Raw genomic sequence first — 14,777 nt, 5'->3', positions numbered from 1 at the left:
AATCGGTGTTGCGCGCGGAAGGGAGGGCAGCATGAAATCTCTGCTTGCGGTCCTGACCGTCCTCGCTGTGATCGTGGGGCTCTGGTATGCGGCCTGCGTGCCGATGAATATTCACGGCGTGCTGGTCACGGCGGAACGCGGCGGGGCGGTGGTGGAGCCGTCCGATGGCGCCGCCCGGCGCGGCATGAGCGGTGTCTCGCTGGCGCTGAAAAACGGGTTTGCCGTGCCGGAGACCTGGGCGCAGGAGCGCCCACGCCTGCCGGCGCCCCATCAGGTGGCGATCGAGCTGTGGGACACTACGGTGATGAAGAAGATCACCTCGAAACGCAGCCTTGTCTATCATGGCTGGGTAACGCTGAGTGCGACGCTGTTGGGCTTTGGCATCGGCACGGTTCTTGGGGTGTTGCTGGCGGTGGGTATCGTGCATTCCCGCGTCATGGACATGTCGGTGATGCCCTGGGCCATTGTCAGCCAGACCATCCCGATCATCGCGCTGGCACCGATGATCATCGTGGTGCTCTATTCGGTGGGCGTTCAGGGGATCATCCCCAAGGCGGTGATCTCGGCCTATCTGAGCTTTTTCCCGGTCGTGGTCGGCATGGTCAAGGGGCTGCGCAGCCCCGATGCGATGCAGCTTGACCTGCTGAGAACCTACAACGCCTCGCAGGGCGAGACCTTTTGGAAACTGCGCCTGCCGGCCTCGATGCCCTATCTCTTTGCCTCGCTCAAGATCGGGATCGCGGCCTCGCTGGTCGGCGCCATCGTGGGTGAATTGCCGACCGGAGCGGTTTCGGGCCTGGGTGCGCGGCTGCTGGCGGGTAGCTATTATGGTCAGACCGTGCAGATCTGGTCGGCCCTTTTCGGGGCGGCGATTCTGGCGGCTTGCCTGGTGGGGCTGTTGGGGGTGATCGAGCGGTTGGTTCTGAAGCGGATGGGGATGGCATGAGGATGGGATGGCATAAGGGGGGCGCTGCCCCCGTCGCGCAGGCGCGACTCCCCCGAGGTATTTGGGAACAGAAGAAGGATTGGGGGGTGCGCGGATGATGCTGGTTCTGGTGGCCTTGCTCGTCTGGGGGGCGGCATGGTGGCTGAATACCCGTCTGGCCGAGGGGCCGCAGGCCGAGACCCGCCCGGTGCGGCTGGCGGTGCCGCTGATTTTTGGCGCCACGATCTTGGTGGTATGGGAACTGGTGGTACGGGGTCTTGAAGTGCCTTTGGTGATCCTGCCCGCGCCCTCGCTGATCGCGGCACGGTTTGCCGGCAGCCTGCCGATCCTCTGGGCGGATTTCGTACAGACCTTCGTCAAGGGGGCGCTGAGCGGTTATCTGATCGGCTGCGGTGCGGCGGTCCTGATGGCGGTGGCAGTGGACCGGTCCGAGTTCCTGCGGCTGGGCCTGCTACCGGTGGGCAATTTCGTGGCAGCCCTGCCCATCGTTGGCACTGCACCGATCCTGGTGATGTGGTTCGGCTTCGACTGGCAGTCGAAGGCCGCCGTGGTCGTGGTGATGGTGTTCTTTCCCATGCTGGTCAACACCGTGGCGGGCTTGCGCGAGACCACGTCGATGCAGCGTGACCTGATGGAAACCTATGCGGCCAGCTATTGGCAGAGTTTCTTCAAGCTCCGGCTGCCGGCGGCGATGCCCTTCATCTTCAACGGTTTGAAAATCTCGACGACGCTGGCTCTCATCGGTGCGATCGTGGCCGAATTCTTTGGCTCGCCGACGCTTGGCATGGGGTTCCGCATATCGACCAGCGTCGGGCAACTGGCACTGGACATGGTCTGGGCCGAAATCGTTGTGGCGGCGTTGGCGGGAACGCTGTTCTATGGGTTGGTGGCATTGATCGAACATCATGTCACCTTTTGGCACCCCTCGCAGAGACGCTAGGCTGACAGATATGCGACAAGATCCTGGACCGAGCCGGGGCACAGAATTGAACAACCAACAAGGAGTGAAATCATGAAGAAACTGATGAATGGCGCGGCGCTTGCCCTGGCCCTGGCCGCTGGCCCGGCGCTGGCGGCCGACGAGGTCAAGCTGCAGCTGCAATGGGTCACCCAGGCCCAGTTCGCCGGCTATTACGTGGCGCTGGACAAGGGGTATTACGACGAAGAGGGTCTGGATGTCACCATCCTGCCCGGCGGCCCCGACATCGCCCCGCCGCAGGTGCTGGCCGGTGGTGGCGCCGATGCGATGCTGAACTGGATGCCCTCGGCACTGGCGGCGCGGGAAAAGGGCCTGCCGGTGGTGAATATCGCGCAGCCCTTCAAATCCTCGGGCCTGATGCTGACCTGCTGGAAGGATACCGGCATCACCGGACCGCAGGACTTCAAGGGCAAGACCATTGGCGTCTGGTTCTTTGGCAATGAATACCCGTTCCTGAGCTGGATGAGCCAAGAGGGGATTAGCACTGATGGCGGCGCTGACGGGGTGACCGTGCTGAAACAGGGTTTCAACGTCGATCCGCTGCTCCAGCGCCAGGCCGATTGCATCTCGACCATGACCTATAACGAATATGGTCAGGTTCTGGATGCCGGTGTCAGCGAGGACGAGCTGGTGACCTTCAAATACGAGGACATGGGCGTCGCCACGTTGGAGGACGGTATCTATGTGCTTGAGGACAACCTCAAGGACGAGGCCTTCAAGGACAAGATGACCCGCTTTGTGCGGGCCTCGATGAAGGGCTGGAAATATGCCGAGGCCAACCCGGACGAGGCCGCCGGCATCGTTCTGGACAATGACGCCACCGGTGCCCAGACCGAGGCGCATCAGGTCCGCATGATGGGTGAGATTGCCAAGCTGACCGCCGGGTCGAACGGCGCGCTGGATCCGGCTGATTTCGACCGCACGGTTGCCACGCTGCTGGCAGGCGGCTCGGACCCTGTGATCACCAAGACGCCCGAGGGTGCCTGGACGCATGAGATTACCGACGCGGCACTGAAGTAACGTCTGGAAAGCTACGCCGGGGCAACCTCGGCCAGCGCGGTCCCGTCTGGGGCCGCGCTTTTTCGTGCGCGGGTGTCGGTTTTGGTTGGGATGGGATACGAGGGCGTGATATGCATAGATTTGCAAAATGCGTGCTTATGATCTCAGATACACCAAAGTCAGAATAAAATGCAAAATTTTGCGCAAGAAATGCAGGTGGCATTTGCCATGATCTTGGCTGGTGATTCCGAATTGCTGGGGATCGTGGGCCTGTCGCTGCGCGTGTCGCTGTTTGCGGTCCTCTGCGCGGCCCTGATCGGGATGCCGCTGGGGGCGGCGCTGGCTGTCGGGCGGTTTCCCGGCCGGCGCGCGATGGTGGTGCTGGTCAATGCGCTGATGGGTCTGCCGCCAGTGGTGGTCGGGCTGATTGTCTATCTGATGCTGTCACGCTCGGGTCCGCTTGGCGTGCTGCAACTGCTCTATACGCCAACCGCCATGATCATCGCGCAGGTGGTTCTGGTTACCCCGATCATTGCCGCCCTGACCCGTCAGGTGGTCGAGATGCTGGATGCCGAATATTCCGAACAGATGCGCAGCCTGGGCCTTTCGCGGCTGTCCACGGTGCCGGTGCTTTTGTGGGACGGGCGGGTGGCGTTGCTGACCGCGCTGCTGGCTGGTTTTGGCCGTGCCATTGCCGAGGTGGGCGCGGTGATCATCGTTGGCGGCAATATCAACCACGTGACCCGTGTGATGACCACCGCTATCGCGCTTGAGACCTCCAAGGGCAATCTGGCTCTGGCGTTGGCGCTTGGGGCGGTCCTGATCGGGATTGCTGTCGCGGTCAATGCGCTGGTCAGCCTGCTGGGCGCGCGCAGCCGGGCCGAGGCGCTGGCCCATGCGTGATCTGGTCGAGGAAAGCGGGCTGGTGATCGAGACGCAGGGCCTGCGCATCGCGCGTCGTGGCCAGAGCCTGCTGGATGTTCCGTATCTGAGGCTGGGCGGGCCGGGGCCAACGGTGATCCTAGGGCCGAACGGGGCGGGCAAGAGCCTGCTGCTGCGCTGCCTGCATGGGTTGATCCAGGCCGATGCCGGGGCAGTGCGGCAGAATGGGCGCGCGCTTGACGCCCAGGAGCGGGCAAGTCAGGCCATGGTGTTCCAGCGGCCTGTGATGCTGCGCCGATCGGTAGCGGGCAATCTCGATTTCGTCCTGCGCCGCCGGGGGCTGAACCGGGCGCAGCGGCAGGCCCGGATCGCGGCGCTGCTTGCCGAGGGCGGATTGCTGTCGCGCGCGCGTCAAGGTGCCCGTTCGCTGTCTGTGGGCGAGGCGCAGCGGTTGGCTATCCTGCGTGCGCTGGCCACCGAACCCGAGGTGCTGTTCCTCGACGAACCCACCAGTGCGCTGGATCCGGGCGCGACCCAGGCGGTCGAATCGCTGGTGCTGCGCGCCAGCGCCCGTGGGGTGCGGATCGTGATGGTGACCCATGATATCGGTCAGGCCCGGCGGCTGGCGGCGGATGTGGTGGTGATGATGGGCGGGCAGGTGGTGGAACATGGACCTGCCGCTCAGGTGCTGGATGACCCGGCCAATGGTGCGGTGCGCCGTTTCCTGGCCGGAGAGTTGATTTTCTGAACATTGATGGAGACTAGACATGATCGGAACCGTTTTCCGCGCGGGCGCTCTTGCGCTTGGCCTGATGGCGGGCACATTGGCGCAGGCGGGAGAATTCATCGTGGTGCAATCCACCACCTCCACCCAGAATTCGGGACTGTTGGACCATATCCTGCCTGCCTTCGAGGCCGAGAGCGGAATCGAGGTGCGGGTGGTCGCGGTAGGGACCGGTCAGGCGATCAAGAACGCCGCCAATGGTGATGGCGATGTGCTGCTGGTGCATGCAAAGGCGGCCGAGGAGAAATTCGTGGCCGAGGGCTGGGGTGTCGAACGTCTTGATGTGATGTACAATGATTTCGTGCTGGTCGGCCCGGCCTCGGATCCGGCAGGCGTGCGCGGTGGCAGTGATATCGTGGCGGCGCTGAGTGCGATTGCGGAGGTGGGGGCGCCCTTTGCCTCGCGCGGGGATGACAGCGGCACCCACAAGGCGGAACTGCGCCACTGGCAGAGTGCAGGTATCGACGTGACTGCCGCCTCGGGCGGATGGTATCGCGAGACCGGCTCTGGCATGGGGGCGACGCTGAACCTGGCCGCTGGCATGGGCGCCTATGCGCTGACCGATCGCGCCACCTGGATCGCCTTTGCCAACAAGGGTGACCTTGTTGTGGCGGTGGAGGGCGATGCACGGCTGTTCAACCAGTATGGCGTGATCCTGGTCAACCCGGACAAGCATCCCGGTGTCAAGGCCGAAGCGGGGCAGCGGTTCATTGACTGGCTGACCGGTGCGGACGGGCAGGCGGCGATTGCGGGCTACACGCTGGACGGCCAGCAGCTGTTTTTCCCGAACGCGAAATAGTCTGGCACGGGTGCGGCAGGGAGAGATTTTTCGTCGAAAAATCTCGCCTCCGGCGGGAGTATTTGCGGCGAAATGAAAAGGAAAGATGCGGTCAACCGCTGGCGCCATTGTGATGGACGGTGCCGAGGTTGCTGATGTCGTACCCCCCCATCTCGGCGGCGCGGGCAGCAAAGGCGGGGCTTCGCAGGAAGGCCATCAGCCGGGTGATCGGTGGATCGAATACGGCACGGCGCCAGATAGCCAGGTCGAACCGCTCCTCATGGGTGGGGATGAAGCCAAGCCCGTAGGGCGACGCAAGGGCGCCCAGGCCAAAGCCCGCCTCGGCCTTGCCCGATTGCAGAAGCTGGGCGAGGTCCTCTTCGGTGCGGGCGCAGGTGGGGTCTGGGGCGAGATCGGCGGGGGAGAGGCCCAGTTTCTCCAGTTCGGCAAGGAACAGGTGCTGGCTGGCGGCACTGGATTGGCGCATTGCAACCCTGCGCCCGCGCAGATCGGCGATCCCTCCGATGCCAATGATCCCGGGTGCCAGCAGCAAACCGCGCTGGCGCCGCGCGATTTCGATCAGCACTACCGGCGCCTCTCCGACCGCGTCCCTCAGGGACGTGGTGTTGAATCCGTCTGCCTCGCGGATATGCAGCGCCGCGGCCTGGGCGCTGCGCGCCTTTAGCCGGACCAGGCCGTCAAAGGAGCCGTCGTAATAGGTGGCCAGCCCGGCGCCGCTCTCTCTCAGCGCCCAGTCGAGCAGAGGGTCGTGGCTGCCAGCCAGGATCGGGGGCAGCGGCGGCTCGGCCACGCGCGGCCCCGCGCGCGAGGCGTTGAGCCAGGCCAGCACTTCGGCGCGGGGAAACAGCAGCTTGCCCATGGCACGCACATGCGGCACCTCGCCCGAGGCCGCGAGGTCATAGGCCTTGCGCTCACCGATCCTGAGCATGTCGGCCAGCTCGCGGGTGGTCAGGAACTCGGCCATTCAGTCGAGACGCACATCCGTGCCGGTGCCGCGTTCAGCGGCGGAAAAGCCCGCACGGCTCAGTATCTGCGGCGCGGCGACGGTGATGATGGCCATCAGGACAACGGCGCTGAGAAAGGCTTTCATGGCTGCTCCTTTGCCAGGGTGGCCCGGCGCAGATAGGCGATCAGGTCGGCGCGGTCCTGGGCGCCGGTGATCCGTTGCATGGGCATCTTAGAACCCGGAATGTAATGGTCCGGGCCCAGATCGAAAAGCGAATTGATGCTGTCCTCGGTCCAGACGATATCCGAACCGGCCAGCGCGTCGGAATAGAGATAGCCCGGCAGTGTTCCGGCGCGCCGACCGAATATCTGGTACAGCGTGGGACCGGCCCGACGTCCGCCATCAGCGGTCAGCGTGTGGCAGATGGAGCATTTGCGTGCGAATTGCCGCTCGCCATTGTCCATTTCCTGGGGGGATTTCAGAAAGCTGCGCTCGCCCCCCGCCATCTTGCCATGTTCCGAAAGCGAGGCCACCGGCCAACTGTACATCGTATCGTCAATCCCACCGGCGTGGATATTCTCACCATCCGGCGAAAAGGCCAATGCCCAGACCGGGCCGCGCAGGGTGGCGCGGAAGTCGCGGGCGATGCGCCAGCTGTCTGTGTCGATCACCATGATATAGCCTTCGCCATCACCCACCGCGAGCTGGCTGCGGTCGGGGCTGAGTGCCAATGCCAGAACCGGGCGGCGGTCGAGGGTAAAGTCGCGCTCGGCCCCGGTGGCAAGGTCAATCACCCGTGTCACCCCGTCGACCGCGCCATAGGCCAACCAGCCGTCAGGCGCATTCAGAGCGATCTCGTTGATGCCGAACCCGTGCCGGGTGATCTGGCGCCGTTCGCTGCCGCTCGCAACATCCCAAAGCCGCAGCACGCCATCCATGCCAGCGGAATATAGCTGAGCCCCATCGGAAGAGAAGGCGACCGCATTCACGCCGCTGCCGGCATCAAGGCTGCGCGGCGCCGAGCCGTCCAGCGGCCAGAGGCCGATGGTACCGTCCCAGCTGGCGGTGGCGGCGAGGGTGTCCGACAGGGCAAGACCGGTGATCTTGCCCATGTGGCGACCAAGGATGGTGCCCTCGGGCCAGCGGCGCAGGGTGAAATCGTCGCCTGCCGAGTAGAGCGTGCCGCGCTGAAACGCTACCGTGTTGACGGCGGCCTCGTGTCCTTCGAACCAGTGCGGCGTCCGCCCGGCCCAGAGACCCACGGAATTGTCGAAACTGGCGGTGGCGATCTGCCCCTCTGGGCCAACGGCAATGCCCATGACCGGCCCGCCATGACCCTTGAGGGTAAAGAACTCTGCCGCCGCGCAGGCGGGCCAGAGCAGCAGCGCCAGCGCCAGCGCCCGCATTATTCCGCCGGGCTGGGCCTGGCCTTGCTGGCCTCGGCCGATTTCACCTCGTCCAGCCACAGCGAATGATGTTCGCGGGCCCATTGCTCCTCGACCTCGCCCGAGCCCATGGCATCGAACGCGCCCTCCATCCCCAGCGAACCCAGATAGATATGGGCGATGATGATGGTGATGAACGCAAAGGCCACGATCAGGTGCCAGAGCTGGGCGTACTGCATTTCCTGATGCGGGGTCATCACCTCGGGCAGGGACAGTCCCATGGCCTGCGGCAGGCCGGTGGCATTGGCCAGCGCAAAGGTCTTGGCAAACATCGGCATTTCAAAGGGAAACAGCAGCGACAGGCCCGAGAGAGAAATCGACAGGCCAAGCAGGATACACAGCCAGAATATGATCTTTTGCCCGGCGTTGAATTTCTTCGCGGGCGGATGCATGCCCTTGCTGAAGAGGCCACCGCCCACGGCCAGCCATTTCAAATCATGCCGGTTGGGAATGTTATGGGCGATCCAGTTCACCGTCACGATGGCCAGGCCCAGCATAAAGGCCCAAGCGATGTTGTTATGCACCCATTTGCAGGCCAGCGCGAGGGTGGCAAAGGCCTCCTTGCCCAACAGCGGGATAAGGAAGTCGCGGCCATATAGCGTGATCAGGCCCGAAACGGCCAGCACCAGGAACGACCCGGCAAACAGCCAGTGCCCGAACCTCTCGAATGCGGCAAAGCGGGTCACGCTGCGACCGGTCTTTACGCCGTCGATGCGGATGCGGCCGCGCAGCAGATAGAACAGCGCCAGCACGACGACCATGCCCCCCAGCGCATAGGTGCCATAATCGCGCAGCGAGCCCTCGCGCAGGCTCAGCCACCACATGCCATCGTCCTGGATGATCACATCGGCGGCGGGGCCGCGCGCCGAGACGGTGACATCGGCCGCGCCATAGCGCAGGGCGCGGAAAATCTCGCTGTCCGAGGCGCCGCCGCGCACCCCCAACTGTGCCTCGAGCGGTGCTGTCTGGCTGCCGGTATCGGTGGAGCGATAGGCGTCGTCAACCACCTCGCCACGTTGCCGGGCCAGAATGTCCTCGAGCGTGGTGGCGCCGCCGGTGGCGGAGCGGTCCGGTGCCCCCTCTTGCGCCACTGCGGGCAGGGCCAGACAGAGCAGACAGATCAGAAGTCGCAGAACCGGCATCGGAACCTCATGTGCAATCCGCACCGCCGGAAAACCGCGAAACAGCGCGGCGGCGCGAGAATTTTCGCAGAAAATTCTTGGTCCTGCGGCGCAAAGTCGATGCGCCGCAGGGGATCAGGCAACCTCAGCCGCCCTTCTGGTCATAGGCGGTGCCCCAGCCCCAGGCGCCGGTGCCGAAACCGCGCGCCACAACGCGTTCGCGGTAGATGGCCGAAACCACGTCGCCGTCACCGGCCAGCAGTGCCTTGGTGGAACACATCTCGGCGCAGATAGGCAGCTTGCCCTCGGCGATCCGGTTGCGCCCGTATTTGGCGAATTCGGCCGTCGAATGGGTCTCTTCCGGGCCACCGGCGCAGAAAGTGCACTTGTCCATCTTGCCACGCGATCCGAAATTGCCCGCCTGCGGATATTGCGGCGCGCCAAACGGGCACGCGTAGAAGCAATAGCCGCAGCCGATGCACAGATCCTTGGAATGCAGCACCACACCGTCTTCGGTCTGATAGAAACAGTCCACCGGGCAGACCGCCATACAGGGCGCGTCCGAGCAATGCATGCAGGCCACCGAGATCGAGCGTTCGCCCGGTTTGCCGTCATTGATCGTCACCACCCTGCGGCGGTTGATGCCCCAGGGCACTTCGTGCTCGTTCTTGCAGGCGGTCACGCAGGCGTTGCACTCGATGCAGCGCTCGGCGTCACAGAGAAACTTTGCTCTTGCCATTTTCAGTCCTCCTTACGCTGCCGAGATCTTGCAGAGAGTGGCCTTGGTCTCCTGCATCTGGGTCACCGAGTCATAGCCATAGGTCTGCGCGGTGTTCGAGGCCTCGCCCAACACAAAGGGATCGGCGCCCTTGGGGTATTTCTCGCGCAGATCGGCACCCTGGAAGTGGCCGCCGAAATGGAACGGCATAAAGGCCACGCCGGCGCCGACCCGTTCGGTCAGCATCGCCATTACCTTGACCTTGCCGCCCTCGGGGCCCTCAACCCAGACCTGTTGCCCGTCGCGAATGCCCAGATTGTTGGCATCGCGCGGGTTGATCTCGACGAACATGTCCTGCTGCAATTCGGCCAGCCAGGGGTTCGACCGGGTCTCATCACCGCCACCCTCGTATTCGACCAGACGGCCCGACGTCAGGATTATCGGATAATCCTTTGAAAAGTCGTTCTTCTGGATCGAGGCATAGAGGGTAGGCAGGCGATAGGCATGCCGGTCCTCATAGGTGGGATAATCGGCCACCAGGTCGCGCCGGTTGGTATAGAGCGGCTCGCGATGCAGCGGGATCGGGTCGGGGAAGGTCCAGACCACGGCACGGGCCTTGGCATTGCCGAAGGGCGCGCAGCCATGCTTGATCGCCACCCGCTGGATACCGCCCGAAAGGTCGGTCTTCCAGTTGGTCTTGGGTCCGGCCACCGCGTCGATGGCGGCGCGTTCCTCGGCGGTCAGATCGCCGTCCCATCCCAGATCCATCAGCATCTGCATGGTGAATTCAGGGTATCCGTCCTGAATTTCGGCGCCCGGGTTCGACACGCCCTCGGCCAGCAGGTTGTCGCCGTCACGCTCCACCCCGAACCGGGCGCGGAAGCACAGCCCGCCCTCGGCCACCGGTTTGGACATGTCATAGAGGTTTGGCGTGCCGGGATGGCCCATCTCCGCCGTGCCCCAGCAGGGCCATGGCAGACCATAGTATTCGCCATCGTTGGGACCGCCCACCGCCTGCAATGTCGTGCGGTCGAAGGTGTGCTGATTGGCCATGTGGCTCTTGATCCGCTCGGGCGACTGGCCGGTATAGCCGATCGTCCAGAGGCCCGCATTGAACTCGCGGGTGATGCTCTCGACATTGGGCGTTTCCGGGTCGTCCATCTCGATATTGCGGAACAGCCGGTCGGCCCAGCCGAACTTGTTGGCGAACTTGGCCATGATGACCTCGTCCGGCAGGCTTTCGAACAGCGGATCGACCACCTTGTCGCGCCATTGCAGCGAGCGGTTGGACGCGGTGACCGAACCACGGGTTTCGAACTGCGTGCACGCGGGCAGCAGATAGACCCCGTCGGTGCGGTCATGCATCACGGCCGAGACGGTGGGATAGGGGTCGATCACGACAAGCATGTCGAGCTTTTCCATTGCCGTCTTCATTTCCGGCCCGCGCGTCTGGCTGTTGGGCGCGTGGCCCCACAGCACCATGGCACGGACATTGTTGTCCTGATCCATGTTGGCGGGATCTTCCAGCACGCCGTCGATCCAGCGGCTGACCGGGATGCCGCTTTCGTTCATCAGCGGCTTGTCCTTGCCATCCTTGTCCTTGATCGCGGCGAACTGTCCCTTGAGCCAGTCCAGATCCTCGCCCCAGACACGCGCCCAATGGGCCCAGGCGCCTGCGGTCAGGCCGTAATAGCCGGGCAGGGTGTGGCTGAGCACGCCCAGATCGGTTGCGCCCTGCACGTTGTCATGGCCACGGAAGATATTGGTACCGCCGCCCGAGGTGCCCATGTTGCCCAGCGCCAGCTGGAGCACGCAATAGGCGCGGGTGTTGTTGTTGCCATTGGTGTGCTGGGTGCCGCCCATGCACCAGATCACGGTGCCGGGACGGTTGTTGGCCATGGTACGGGCCACACGTTTCAGCTGGCTGCCGGGCACGCCGGTCACGCGCTCGGTCTCTTCGGGTGTCCAGTTGGCCACCTCGGCCTTGATCTGGTCCATGCCCCAGACACGGGTGCGGATGAACTCCTTGTCCTCCCAGCCGTTCTCGAAGATGTGCCACAGGATGCCCCAGACCAGGGCCACGTCCGTGCCGGGCCGGAAGCGGACATATTCATCGGCATGGGCCGCCGTGCGGGTAAAGCGCGGGTCGCAGACGATGAGCGGCGCGTTGTTCTGTTCCTTGGCCTTCAGCACATGCAGCAGCGAAACGGGATGCGCCTCGGCAGGGTTGCCGCCGATGATGAAGATGGCCTTGGAATTGTGGATGTCGTTATAGCTGTTCGTCATCGCGCCATAGCCCCAGGTGTTGGCAACACCTGCAACGGTCGTCGAGTGACAGATACGGGCCTGGTGATCCACGTTGTTCGTGCCCCAATAGGCGGCGAACTTGCGGAACAGATAGGCCTGTTCGTTATTGTGCTTGGCCGAACCCAGCCAATAGACGCTGTCCGGGCCGCTTTCGGCGCGGATCTTCATCATGCCGTCGCCGATCTCGTCGATGGCCTGTTCCCAGCTGATCTGCTTCCACTCGCCACCCTCTTTCTTCATCGGGTACTTCAGGCGGCGTTCGCCATGGGCGTGCTCGCGGACCGAGGCCCCCTTGGCGCAATGGGCGCCCAGGTTGAACGGGCTGTCCCAGCCGGGCTCTTGCCCGATCCAGACGCCGTTCTTGACTTCGGCCACGACGGTGCAGCCCACCGAACAATGGGTGCAGACGGATTTCACGGTCTCAACCGCCGATCCGGCGGCTGTCTGGGCGCTGGCCTGCGTCACGGTTCCGCCCGTGGCGCTGATCGCGGCAAGGCCGCCGATCGCCAGACCCGAACCGCGCAGGAACGCGCGGCGGTCGACATGGCTGTCGCCGACCTGGGACAGGATCGAGTTCCGCTGGGGGCGTCGCGCAACCCCGTTGGTCTTTTTCCTTAGCATCTTCTACCTCCCGTGCTGGCCACTGGTTGTGGCTGGCTTGGTACCTGTTGGAACCGGCGTCAGGGCCTCACGCAACCGTCTGCCGGGGGATGACGGCGTCCATTCGTCAGAAACGGGCGCTGTCCAGATAGGCGCGGGTATGCGCGGTGTCTTGAAGGCGGGTCTCGTCGGTGGGCAGCGCGGCCGCCTCGGCCTCGCCCCCCAGGGCCGCCGCGGCCACCGCCGCAGGGGCCGCCGTACCGGCCAGTTTCAGGAAGTCCCGGCGGCTGGCGCCGTCTTCTCTGGTCTTCTTGCTCATGGAAACCTCCTGTTCCATTTGCGGGTCTGGCACCCCCCGGCGGGGGATGCCGGCGAAAGGCGGCTCAGGCCGCCGACATCCGGAAGGCTTCGCGCTCGATCTCCATGAACACCCGGCCGGCGGAGCCGACCGAGGCATAGAGGACCGACGCTTCGGCGCCTTCCAAATCCGAATAGAAATGCCCCGCCCAGGGGCCGATATGGCGCGACCAGAACAGGCGCTGATCGGCCAGCGGGGCGGGGGCCGAGAACCGGCCCACGATCATGCCCGCCATCATCTCCATCAACGAGGCGATATTGTCCTCGGGTTCGAACACGTTGGGGGCGCGGGTGATGGCGCGGGCGGCCATGTCCTGGCGCAGCTGGGCCAGCGGCTTTTCGTTCAGGAAGCCGGTCAGGTAATAGCTGGCATAGGGCAATAGCTCACCCCGTCCCAGCCCGATGAACAGCGCGTTGAACTCGCGTTCGGCGGCGGCGGGTTTGGTCACGCGCGCCACCCGGGCCAGCGCGCCGATGGCCTGGCCCAGATCGGTCTCGTCCCCCGAGAGGCCCGCGATCTGATCGAGCAGCAGCTGGTCGGGCGGGGCCGACAAAAGCAGGCCGAGGAAGTTGTAGAAATCCGCGCGCAGGCGGTCCTCGTCGCTGATCGCTGCTGGGGCTGTCTCGGTCCGGGTCATTCCCTATCCTTCAAAGGTGAAGCGCATGCGCCGGGGCGCGGGTGGGGCGGTGTCGTCGGCATCGTCAATGACCGGGGCAGGGGGCGCGGGCGCCTCGGGGTCCCGCAAGGGGACCGCCTCGTTGCCCGCCTCGGCTGCGGGTGCAGCCTCGGTTGCAGCCATTGCCAGCGGTTCGTCTGCGGGCAAGTCTGAAGTATCTGATTTGTCATCTGTCGCGGCCTCGGCCTCGGCCTGTGCAGCCAGCGCCTCGACATGGCGCAGCATGCCCCGGCCCACCTGATAGGTGGTCTGCAACCCTTCGATCACCCGCGTCGCATCGGTGAAATCCTCGCCGTAATCCACCAGCCCGTCCACATTGGCCAGCACAGGGTTCAGCCGCCATAGACGGCGCAGCGCCCGGCGGCGCAGACGGTCGGGCACCAGCTCGCTCATGAAGCGGCTGACATCATCGCCCGGTTGCAGCAGGTCGGGATCGGGCAGGTCCAGACGCGCCAGGATCTCGGCATCGTCCTGCTGCTCCAGCTCGGCCTGTGTTTCGGCCCGGGCGCGCAGCTCGAGCGCGGCCGCCTCGGCCCGTTCCTCGGCCGCGACACCGGCGCGCCGGCGGCTCCAGAAATCGCCTCTTGCGCTCATTGCACCGCCTTCCGCCTGGGCGCGCGATAGACATCACCCTGTTGTCGAATACGCGCGTCGCCGCGACCATCCTCGACCAGGTCGACCCGCTTGCGGTCGCGCCGCCGTTTGACGAAAGGTTCGGCATGGTGGTGCTGCAAGGTGAAATCGCGCACCCAGGCTACCAAGCCCGGCGTCATCGGGATCTTTTCCACGATATCGTCCGCCGTATCGGCATAATCCTGCCCCTCGTAGGGCGAGGCGGTAACCAGCACCGCCTCGAGCGGGTGGTCGTCCTGGTCAGTTTCGCGCAGGACCAGGTAAATCGAGGGCACACCATCGGACAGATTGATCCTGTAAGCCTCGGCATCGGCGGCCCAGAGGGTCAGGGGCAGAGTGGCGGCGTGATATTCGACCGCCTCGCCCTCGCGCCTGAGTTCGGCCCAGTCGGCGGGCCCCGCGCCCGGTAGCACCGCAACCGCCCGCCACGACCACCGGGCCCAGCGGGTCACCCCCGGTGTTTTGCGGACGACAACACCCAGCGGCATCTCAATGTGAACTCTGGCGGCCTGGGCCACATGCTCCTCCCCGGAAAGCTCTCCCCTTCTTTCCGTATCGGAAACTATGGGACGGAATATCTGGTC

16 protein-coding genes are annotated in these 14,777 nt (G+C 64.7%); 6 read left to right on the top strand and 10 right to left on the bottom strand.

Going from position 1 to position 14,777, the window contains the following annotated elements; all coding sequences use genetic code 11:
• Window positions 1-31: 31 nt before the first annotated feature.
• The 6 genes from AC2FL1_RS05630 to AC2FL1_RS05605 all read left to right on the top strand — a co-directional run bounded on the left by AC2FL1_RS05630 (window position 32) and on the right by AC2FL1_RS05605 (window position 5,389).
• Window positions 32-946 carry an ABC transporter permease gene (locus AC2FL1_RS05630; RefSeq protein ID WP_496823992.1) on the top strand — a complete coding sequence of 305 codons (915 nt, stop codon included), beginning with the start codon at window positions 32-34 and terminating at the stop codon, window positions 944-946.
• Window positions 947-1,040: 94 nt separating this feature from the next.
• A complete protein-coding gene (locus AC2FL1_RS05625; protein WP_496823990.1) occupies window positions 1,041-1,886 on the top strand; it encodes an ABC transporter permease in 846 nt (281 codons plus the stop codon).
• A 72-nt stretch (window positions 1,887-1,958) separates the two neighbouring features.
• The gene (locus AC2FL1_RS05620) at window positions 1,959-2,945 is read left to right on the top strand and encodes an ABC transporter substrate-binding protein (RefSeq protein WP_496823988.1); all 987 of its coding nucleotides are present in this window, start codon (window positions 1,959-1,961) and stop codon (window positions 2,943-2,945) included.
• Window positions 2,946-3,113: 168 nt separating this feature from the next.
• Window positions 3,114-3,827 carry an ABC transporter permease gene (locus tag AC2FL1_RS05615; RefSeq protein ID WP_496823986.1) on the top strand — a complete coding sequence of 238 codons (714 nt, stop codon included), beginning with the start codon at window positions 3,114-3,116 and terminating at the stop codon, window positions 3,825-3,827.
• Window positions 3,820-4,554 carry an ATP-binding cassette domain-containing protein gene (locus AC2FL1_RS05610; protein ID WP_496876251.1) on the top strand — a complete coding sequence of 245 codons (735 nt, stop codon included), beginning with the start codon at window positions 3,820-3,822 and terminating at the stop codon, window positions 4,552-4,554. Before AC2FL1_RS05615 ends, AC2FL1_RS05610 begins: the two co-directional genes overlap by 8 nt.
• Before the next feature lie 19 nt (window positions 4,555-4,573).
• Window positions 4,574-5,389 (top strand): ABC transporter substrate-binding protein, encoded by an 816-nt coding sequence (locus AC2FL1_RS05605; protein WP_496876250.1) that lies wholly within the window; start codon window positions 4,574-4,576, stop codon window positions 5,387-5,389.
• A gap of 91 nt (window positions 5,390-5,480) precedes the next feature.
• Here the strand turns inward: AC2FL1_RS05605 and AC2FL1_RS05600 are convergent, their stop codons facing one another.
• From AC2FL1_RS05600 to AC2FL1_RS05555, 10 genes are all read right to left on the bottom strand, one after another.
• Window positions 5,481-6,353, bottom strand: coding sequence for a substrate-binding domain-containing protein (locus AC2FL1_RS05600; RefSeq protein ID WP_496876249.1), 873 nt, complete (start codon window positions 6,351-6,353; stop codon window positions 5,481-5,483).
• Complete coding sequence (locus AC2FL1_RS05595) at window positions 6,354-6,479, bottom strand: hypothetical protein (RefSeq protein WP_496876248.1); 126 nt, start codon at window positions 6,477-6,479, stop codon at window positions 6,354-6,356. It abuts the gene before it with no gap.
• Entirely contained in the window at window positions 6,476-7,741 is a 1,266-nt protein-coding gene (locus AC2FL1_RS05590; protein ID WP_496876247.1) for a c-type cytochrome, read from the bottom strand. Before AC2FL1_RS05590 ends, AC2FL1_RS05595 begins: the two co-directional genes overlap by 4 nt.
• Window positions 7,741-8,922, bottom strand: coding sequence for a formate dehydrogenase subunit gamma (locus AC2FL1_RS05585; RefSeq protein WP_496876246.1), 1,182 nt, complete (start codon window positions 8,920-8,922; stop codon window positions 7,741-7,743). The genes AC2FL1_RS05590 and AC2FL1_RS05585 overlap by 1 nt, the downstream gene beginning before the upstream one ends.
• A gap of 124 nt (window positions 8,923-9,046) precedes the next feature.
• Window positions 9,047-9,640 carry a formate dehydrogenase FDH3 subunit beta gene (fdh3B, locus tag AC2FL1_RS05580; RefSeq protein WP_011047528.1) on the bottom strand — a complete coding sequence of 198 codons (594 nt, stop codon included), beginning with the start codon at window positions 9,638-9,640 and terminating at the stop codon, window positions 9,047-9,049.
• Between the two features lie 12 nt (window positions 9,641-9,652).
• Window positions 9,653-12,547, bottom strand: coding sequence for a formate dehydrogenase subunit alpha (locus AC2FL1_RS05575; protein ID WP_496876245.1), 2,895 nt, complete (start codon window positions 12,545-12,547; stop codon window positions 9,653-9,655).
• A gap of 106 nt (window positions 12,548-12,653) precedes the next feature.
• Window positions 12,654-12,845: a twin-arginine translocation signal domain-containing protein gene (locus tag AC2FL1_RS05570; protein ID WP_496823971.1), complete on the bottom strand. Its 192-nt coding sequence runs from the start codon at window positions 12,843-12,845 to the stop codon at window positions 12,654-12,656.
• A gap of 64 nt (window positions 12,846-12,909) precedes the next feature.
• Window positions 12,910-13,521 (bottom strand): TorD/DmsD family molecular chaperone, encoded by a 612-nt coding sequence (locus AC2FL1_RS05565; protein ID WP_496876244.1) that lies wholly within the window; start codon window positions 13,519-13,521, stop codon window positions 12,910-12,912.
• 3 nt (window positions 13,522-13,524) lie between these two features.
• A complete protein-coding gene (locus AC2FL1_RS05560; RefSeq protein WP_496876243.1) occupies window positions 13,525-14,154 on the bottom strand; it encodes a DUF3306 domain-containing protein in 630 nt (209 codons plus the stop codon).
• The gene (locus tag AC2FL1_RS05555) at window positions 14,151-14,681 is read right to left on the bottom strand and encodes a DUF3305 domain-containing protein (protein ID WP_496876242.1); all 531 of its coding nucleotides are present in this window, start codon (window positions 14,679-14,681) and stop codon (window positions 14,151-14,153) included. Before AC2FL1_RS05555 ends, AC2FL1_RS05560 begins: the two co-directional genes overlap by 4 nt.
• Window positions 14,682-14,777: the final 96 nt, after the last annotated feature.

This window comes from Ruegeria sp. YKSF070 (assembly GCF_059612725.1).
This window is presented reverse-complemented; position numbering and strand designations above follow the sequence as displayed.

Excerpts from the sequence above, each read along its gene's own strand:
- AC2FL1_RS05630 (WP_496823992.1), top strand. The coding sequence starts at position 32 with ATGAAATCTCTGCTTGCGGTCCTGACCGTCCTCGCTGTGATCGTGGGG.
- AC2FL1_RS05625 (WP_496823990.1), top strand. The coding sequence starts at position 1,041 with ATGATGCTGGTTCTGGTGGCCTTGCTCGTCTGGGGGGCGGCATGGTGG.
- AC2FL1_RS05620 (WP_496823988.1), top strand. The coding sequence starts at position 1,959 with ATGAAGAAACTGATGAATGGCGCGGCGCTTGCCCTGGCCCTGGCCGCT.
- AC2FL1_RS05615 (WP_496823986.1), top strand. The coding sequence starts at position 3,114 with ATGCAAAATTTTGCGCAAGAAATGCAGGTGGCATTTGCCATGATCTTG.
- AC2FL1_RS05610 (WP_496876251.1), top strand. The coding sequence starts at position 3,820 with ATGCGTGATCTGGTCGAGGAAAGCGGGCTGGTGATCGAGACGCAGGGC.
- AC2FL1_RS05605 (WP_496876250.1), top strand. The coding sequence starts at position 4,574 with ATGATCGGAACCGTTTTCCGCGCGGGCGCTCTTGCGCTTGGCCTGATG.
- AC2FL1_RS05600 (WP_496876249.1), bottom strand. The coding sequence starts at position 6,353 with ATGGCCGAGTTCCTGACCACCCGCGAGCTGGCCGACATGCTCAGGATC.
- AC2FL1_RS05595 (WP_496876248.1), bottom strand. The coding sequence starts at position 6,479 with ATGAAAGCCTTTCTCAGCGCCGTTGTCCTGATGGCCATCATCACCGTC.
- AC2FL1_RS05590 (WP_496876247.1), bottom strand. The coding sequence starts at position 7,741 with ATGCGGGCGCTGGCGCTGGCGCTGCTGCTCTGGCCCGCCTGCGCGGCG.
- AC2FL1_RS05585 (WP_496876246.1), bottom strand. The coding sequence starts at position 8,922 with ATGCCGGTTCTGCGACTTCTGATCTGTCTGCTCTGTCTGGCCCTGCCC.
- fdh3B (WP_011047528.1), bottom strand. The coding sequence starts at position 9,640 with ATGGCAAGAGCAAAGTTTCTCTGTGACGCCGAGCGCTGCATCGAGTGC.
- AC2FL1_RS05575 (WP_496876245.1), bottom strand. The coding sequence starts at position 12,547 with ATGCTAAGGAAAAAGACCAACGGGGTTGCGCGACGCCCCCAGCGGAAC.
- AC2FL1_RS05570 (WP_496823971.1), bottom strand. The coding sequence starts at position 12,845 with ATGAGCAAGAAGACCAGAGAAGACGGCGCCAGCCGCCGGGACTTCCTG.
- AC2FL1_RS05565 (WP_496876244.1), bottom strand. The coding sequence starts at position 13,521 with ATGACCCGGACCGAGACAGCCCCAGCAGCGATCAGCGACGAGGACCGC.
- AC2FL1_RS05560 (WP_496876243.1), bottom strand. The coding sequence starts at position 14,154 with ATGAGCGCAAGAGGCGATTTCTGGAGCCGCCGGCGCGCCGGTGTCGCG.
- AC2FL1_RS05555 (WP_496876242.1), bottom strand. The coding sequence starts at position 14,681 with ATGCCGCTGGGTGTTGTCGTCCGCAAAACACCGGGGGTGACCCGCTGG.